The 5,761-nt window shown below is 60.9% G+C and carries 4 protein-coding genes; 1 reads left to right on the forward strand and 3 read right to left on the reverse strand.

Annotated features, from left to right (window positions below; genetic code table 11):
• The first annotated feature begins 71 nt into the window (after positions 1-71).
• Positions 72-1,418, forward strand: a complete 1,347-nt coding sequence (locus ACRESJ_RS03530) for an MATE family efflux transporter (RefSeq protein WP_431756663.1) — start codon at positions 72-74, stop codon at positions 1,416-1,418.
• Positions 1,419-1,441: 23 nt separating this feature from the next.
• Here the strand turns inward: ACRESJ_RS03530 and ACRESJ_RS03535 are convergent, their stop codons facing one another.
• From ACRESJ_RS03535 to speA, 3 genes are all read right to left on the reverse strand, one after another.
• Complete coding sequence (locus ACRESJ_RS03535; RefSeq protein WP_431756664.1) at positions 1,442-2,245, reverse strand: DUF4123 domain-containing protein; 804 nt, start codon at positions 2,243-2,245, stop codon at positions 1,442-1,444.
• Positions 2,242-3,564 (reverse strand): type VI secretion system Vgr family protein, encoded by a 1,323-nt coding sequence (locus ACRESJ_RS03540; protein ID WP_431756665.1) that lies wholly within the window; start codon positions 3,562-3,564, stop codon positions 2,242-2,244. The genes ACRESJ_RS03535 and ACRESJ_RS03540 overlap by 4 nt, the downstream gene beginning before the upstream one ends.
• A gap of 231 nt (positions 3,565-3,795) precedes the next feature.
• On the reverse strand, positions 3,796-5,709 hold the full coding sequence (speA, locus tag ACRESJ_RS03545; RefSeq protein WP_431756666.1) for an arginine decarboxylase: 1,914 nt from the start codon (positions 5,707-5,709) through the stop codon (positions 3,796-3,798).
• Positions 5,710-5,761: the final 52 nt, after the last annotated feature.

Below are 5,761 nucleotides of genomic sequence, written 5' to 3' on the forward strand. Positions count from 1 at the left end.
CGGCAGCTCCTACATTCAATTGCAGTAAATTTCAGATGTGTCGCTAAAATGCCCGCTCCCAAGGAGCCTGCATGTCCAACCTGATTGCCGACTGGCGCGACCGCCCTACCCATCATCGGGTCTGGGCGCTGGCGGCGCCGATGATTCTCTCGAATATTTCCGTACCGCTGGTGGCGCTGGTCGACAGTACCGTGATCGGCCACTTGCCCCATGCCCATCAGCTCGGTGCCGTCGCCGTCGGAGCAAGCCTTTACACCTTTCTCGCCTGGGCCATGGGGTTTCTACGCATGGGCTCTACCGGGTTTGCCGCTCAAGCCGCAGGACGTGGGGACGGCGCGGCGCTACGGCAGATTTTGTTACAGGGTCTACTTCTGGCGATGGGACTGGCCATTGTGCTGGGCGCCGTGGGCGTGCCGTTGAGCGGGGTTGCACTGCATTTCATGCAGCCCTCGGCGGAACTGGATCAGATGACCCGCGAGTTTTTCCACACGCGGCTGTTCGGCCTGCCAGCGGCGCTGGCCAGTTATGCGCTGGTCGGCTGGTTCCTCGGCACGCAAAACGCCCGGGCGCCGCTGGTGATTCTGCTGAGCACCAATCTGGTTAACATCGCATTGAACCTGTGGTTTGTGCTCGGTCTGGAATGGGGTGTGGTCGGTGCCGCCCGAGCCTCGGTAATCGCCGAGTGGATCGGCGCCCTGATCGGCCTGTCGATGACCCGTCAGGCGCTGCGTGCCTACCCCGGGCATATCGTCTGGGCGGCCCTCGGGTTATGGCAGAGTTGGCGCCCGTTGCTGGCGGTCAACCGTGACATTTTCCTGCGCAGCCTGGCGCTGCAATCGGTGTTCTTCCTTATTACCGTACAAGGCGCGCGACTGGGTGACGCCACTGTGGCGGCCAACGCCCTGCTGCTCAATGGCTTGCTGCTGACCGCCCATGCGCTCGACGGCCTCGCACACGCCGTAGAAGCCCTGTGCGGACATGCCATCGGCGCCCGTGACCGCGATGCCCTGCGCCGCTCCCTGGTGGTAGCTGGCGGTTGGTCGCTGCTGGCGAGCCTGGGGTTTGCCGTATTGTTCCTGTTTGCCGGGCACCTTTTTATCGAGATGCAGACCGACATTGCGAGCGTGCGCGACACCGCGTTCAAGTACTTGCCCTACCTCGCCGTGCTGCCGTTGATCGCGGTCTGGAGTTACCTGCTCGACGGCCTGTTCATCGGCGCAACCCGCGCCCGGGAAATGCGCAATGGCATGCTGCTGGCCGTGGCCTTATTGGTGCCGTTCGCCTGGATGCTGCAAGGGTTTGGCAACCATGGCCTGTGGATAACCTTTCTGCTCTTCATGTTTTTGCGCAGCCTGACCCTTGGCGTGATTGCCTGGCGTTTACGTCAGAACGATGCCTGGTTCGCCCGGGCTCACTGAGTCGGCGCCAAGGTCGTCGGGTTTCATGTTCGGGGGATATCGTTCTGCCAGCGCTGACGCAGATTATCGAGGCGCTCCTGCTGAGTCCTTCCCACTAACGGCAGTTCGGGCACCGCCGCACGGTATTGCAAGCGTAACCACAACCAGCCATCGAGCACCGCCCGTTCGCTGAAACCCAGCGCCAGGCCTTCCTGAAGATGGGACCACAAGCGCGAATAATCAGATCCGGTGGCCTGAGCCCACTGCCAGGCATGGTGCTCGAGCAGACAGGTTTGCAGGTTCTCACGCTGTCGAAGGCTGAGGTTCTCTTCCTGCGCCAATGGTCGGACCGAAAGCCCCGGATTGAACAACTGCTGCCAGCCCTGACTACCGATCGCCCGATCAGCCCAGGTCCCGCCGAACCAGCGCAACTGGTCGATCGGCCCCAGCCAGCGGCTCAACTCCCCGGCATCGCAGGCATCGAAAAAGTAACTGGCGGTTTGCGGGTTGTAGAAACTCAGTAACGCACGGTGATGCAGACCGCACGAGACCGTCAGCATGCGCCGCAAGTGCGCCAGCAACGTTGCAGTCGAGGCCTCGCCGGTCAGCAGCAGACCACGCCAGTGATGCACATCGCGCTGACAAGCATCAGCCAGCACCGGACAGGTCCGCAGGTCGACCAGTACCGGACCCTGTTCGCGCAACGCATGCCATTCAGTCTCTTCGAACAGTGAGAATTGCAGGGCATGCGCCAACGTGTGTTGCAAGGTCACTCCCACCGGCGGCGCACCCGATCTATCCAGCAGCAACCACTGCGGGCTTGAATCGGGCCTGTGCATGGCGATCATGCCGCACCGCTCTGGCCAGCTTGCGTCACCGCGCGGCAGGTGCAGAACGCTTGTGCACAATGATTGAAGCTGCCTCCTCCCGGCAGCAGGCATAGCAACAACAAGGGTTCACCGGATCGCAACCAGTCCTCTATACCTTCAGGCGGGCAACCATCGGCGGGCGATTCCCCGATCGTTTCCTCCTCTGCGGTACAGGTCGGCAATTGAATGAACCCGGTAATCAGTGGCTGATCCGGATCGCCCTCTTTAAAGCTCACCACCACCTGCGCGCCCTCACTCAACAGCCCGACGCGGGTTGATTCGAGTTCCGGCGCCAGGGGCAGCCAACAGTGGCTCGGCGCTGCACCCTCACCTTGGTAGAGCCAGTCAAATTGCACCGCCACCGGTCGGGACGGATCAGGCCGGGGCTCATCGACATCAACCACCCAAGCCCTTTGCAGGCTGTGCATCCTGGGTTTTACACCAGGATGGGGCGTTACGAATGGCGCGTCCCAACGCATCGCACGGACTTGATTGCTGTATGGCATGAGCGGGTCCTGACTGCCCTGATGCACGACGTGGGTCAGTAGCCACGATTGATTCCACTGGCCGACAGGATGACCGGACAGCGGCATCAGTTGACCCGTGCGCAACGTCACCAGGTCCGAATGGCCTTGAGCACTGTGCAATGTGCTGTCCGCGCAGCATTGAACCTCGAAACGACGCACAGCCGGCTGACAACCTTGCGCCCGGAAGTGCACCGCCTCACCCTCACGGAAATACCCTTGCCCATCAGCGAACACCACACAATGCCCGTGTGCGCGGTGCTCGAAGTGGTAATGAAGCCGCTCTTGAGCGCACAGGCGCTGGACAAATTCCAGATCCGATTCGCGGTACTGCGTGCAGTAGTCGCGAGGCGGGTAATCACCGCTCAGTTCGAAGCGCCGGTGCTGCCCGGCAATTCCGTGTTCCTTGAGCACTTGGTCCAGAATCTGCGGCACCGAACGGGCGCTGAAAATGCGCCGGCTGAAACGCTGACCAAGGCAGGCCAGTCTCGGGCCCAGGCGTACATGACAGAGTCGGAGCGTCGATCCATGTTCACGCTGGACCAGCTCATGCAACTGGCCATGGACACTGTTGCCCCCAGGCCCGAAGCGCAAGGTAGCCGAACGGTAAAGCAGGCTGGCGAGGTCAAGCTGCGGATCATCGATCAGTATTTCCATGTCGAACACGAACGGTTCGCTGATGGCTTCTCTGCCGGTGAAAGCCATGACCTCGAAGGCGTCGGACAGGCCTGCTACGGCCAGACGAAATTCAGGTTCGTTGACTGAATCGAACATCGGCGATTCTCTACAGGAGGGGCGGCCAAGGATTTTCGCCGAGAGACATGGCCGAGTAGAGAGGCGAAGTACAACTTAGGAAATGACCTACGCGAAAAGAAGACCAATGGCTTGGATAGCCGAGGACGAAGGTCATTTCGCTTGAAAAAAAAGACTTGTCGCACCGGGTCATCTGAAACTTCCGAGGCTTTCGGTAAATTTTCAGACAACCCGATGGGAGCAGGACTTACCTCATGAAGACAGGTAAGACGAACGAGTCAGCCCCAGACGCAAGGCATCGAGGAACTGTGTGCGCTCGGAGGCACTGATGCGGGCACTGGCGCACTTGTCGCGGTAGTGGGTCATCAGTTCTTCCGGAGACAAGTGCACGTAACGCAGCATGTCTTCGATGGTGTCGTGGGTTTCGATACCGGCGTGGTACACACTGCCGTCGGCGTTCTGGTAGATGTTCACCGAGTCGGTGTCACCGAACAGGTTGTGCATGTCACCGAGAATTTCCTGATAAGCGCCCACCAGGAACACGCCCAACAGATAGTCTTCGCCTTCGTTCAGGGCGTGCACCGGCAGGCTGGTTTCGATGCTCTGCTCGTCGACGTACTGGTTGATCTTGCCATCGGAGTCGCAGGTCAGATCCTGCAGCACCGCACGGCGCAGCGGCTCTTCGTCGAGACGGTGCAGCGGGATGATCGGCAGCACCTGATCGATGGCCCAGGTGTCCGGCAGGCTCTGGAACACCGAGAAGTTACAGATGTACTTGTCGGCCAGCTTGTCATTGAGCTCGTCCAGCACCTGACGGTGGGAACGCTGACGCGCCTTCAACGAGTTGTGCAGACGACGGCAGACGGCGAAGTAGCATTGCTCGGCCAGGGCTTTTTCGGCCAGGGTCAGCTTGCCGTCGGCGTACTGGGAGGCGACATCGCTCATGTAGTGCGTGGCGCGCCAGTAGGTTTCGGTGACCATCTCGATGTCGGTCGGACCGAGCAGGTCCACCAGCCACTGCACGGTTTCCGGCAGCGAGTCCTTGTTCTCGATCTGCGGCACGTCGTCGTTGTGTTTTTCGACGTCGGTCACTTGCACCACCAGCATGGCGTGGTGCGCGGTCAGGGAGCGGCCGCTCTCGGAGAAGATGTTCGGGTGCGGCAGGCTCTGCGCGTCGCAGAATTCCTTGAGCATCCCGACCACGACCCCGGCGTAGTCGTCCATGTCGTAGTTGATCGAACTGGCGTTACGCGAGTGCGTACCGTCGTAGTCAACACCCAGGCCACCACCGACGTCGATGTGATCCACCGGCAGGCCGAGGTTGCGCAGCTCGCCGTAGTAACGAATCGCTTCCTTGAAGCCGTGCTGGTAATCGGCCAGGTTGGCGATTTGCGAGCCCATGTGGAAGTGCAGCAGGCGAATGCCCTGATCCAGGCCCGCCGTGCGGAAACGCTCGACCACCGACAGCAGCTGCGCCGCCGACAGGCCGAACTTGGATTTCTCGCCGCCGGTGTCAGCCCACTTGCTCGATGCCAGGGACGACAGGCGCACGCGCAGACCGACCTGAGGCTTGACCTTCAGCGACGCCGCTTCTTCGATCACCAGGCCGACTTCGGATTCCTTCTCGATCACGATGAACACGTTGTGGCCGAGCTTCTGGCCCATCAGCGCCAGACGGATGAACTCACGGTCCTTGTAGCCATTGCAGACGATGGTGCCGCCCTTCGGCGCCAGTGCCAGCACCGCCAGCAACTCAGGCTTGGAGCCGGCTTCCAGGCCGATGGAAACATTCTGGGTAGCGATGATGTTCTCGATCACCGCTTCTTGCTGGTTCACCTTGATCGGGTACAGCGCGGTGTACTTGCTCTGGTATTCCAGGCGTTCGATGTTGGCGTCGAAGGCGCCGGTCAGCTGACGCACGCGGTCTTGCAGGATGTCGGGAAAGCGCACCAGCAACGGCAACGACAGGCCGCTCTTGCGCAACTGGTCGACTTGCTCGAACAGGTCGATAGGCGAGCTGCTCGGACCGTTCGGACGAACTTCGACGCGACCGGCGTCATTGATCGCGAAATATCCGGCCCCCCAATGGCGAATCCCGTAAACACTGCGGCTGTCCGCAACTGTCCATTGGCTGCCATCGTCTTTGCGTGTGCGTCGTACGGACATCGAAGTCCCCTATAAAGAAGTCATAGTGCGTCGCCTGGATTCAGGCCGGCGC

The sequence above is a fragment of the Pseudomonas sp. genome (assembly GCF_050739655.1).
Lineage (GTDB): Bacteria > Pseudomonadota > Gammaproteobacteria > Pseudomonadales > Pseudomonadaceae > Aquipseudomonas.

What these genes read in the sequence shown, in the direction of transcription:
- ACRESJ_RS03540 (WP_431756665.1), bottom strand. Translation starts at nt 3,564, where the DNA reads ATGTTCGATTCAGTCAACGAACCTGAATTTCGTCTGGCCGTAGCAGGC.
- ACRESJ_RS03535 (WP_431756664.1), bottom strand. Translation starts at nt 2,245, where the DNA reads ATGATCGCCATGCACAGGCCCGATTCAAGCCCGCAGTGGTTGCTGCTG.
- speA (WP_431756666.1), bottom strand. Translation starts at nt 5,709, where the DNA reads ATGTCCGTACGACGCACACGCAAAGACGATGGCAGCCAATGGACAGTT.
- ACRESJ_RS03530 (WP_431756663.1), top strand. Translation starts at nt 72, where the DNA reads ATGTCCAACCTGATTGCCGACTGGCGCGACCGCCCTACCCATCATCGG.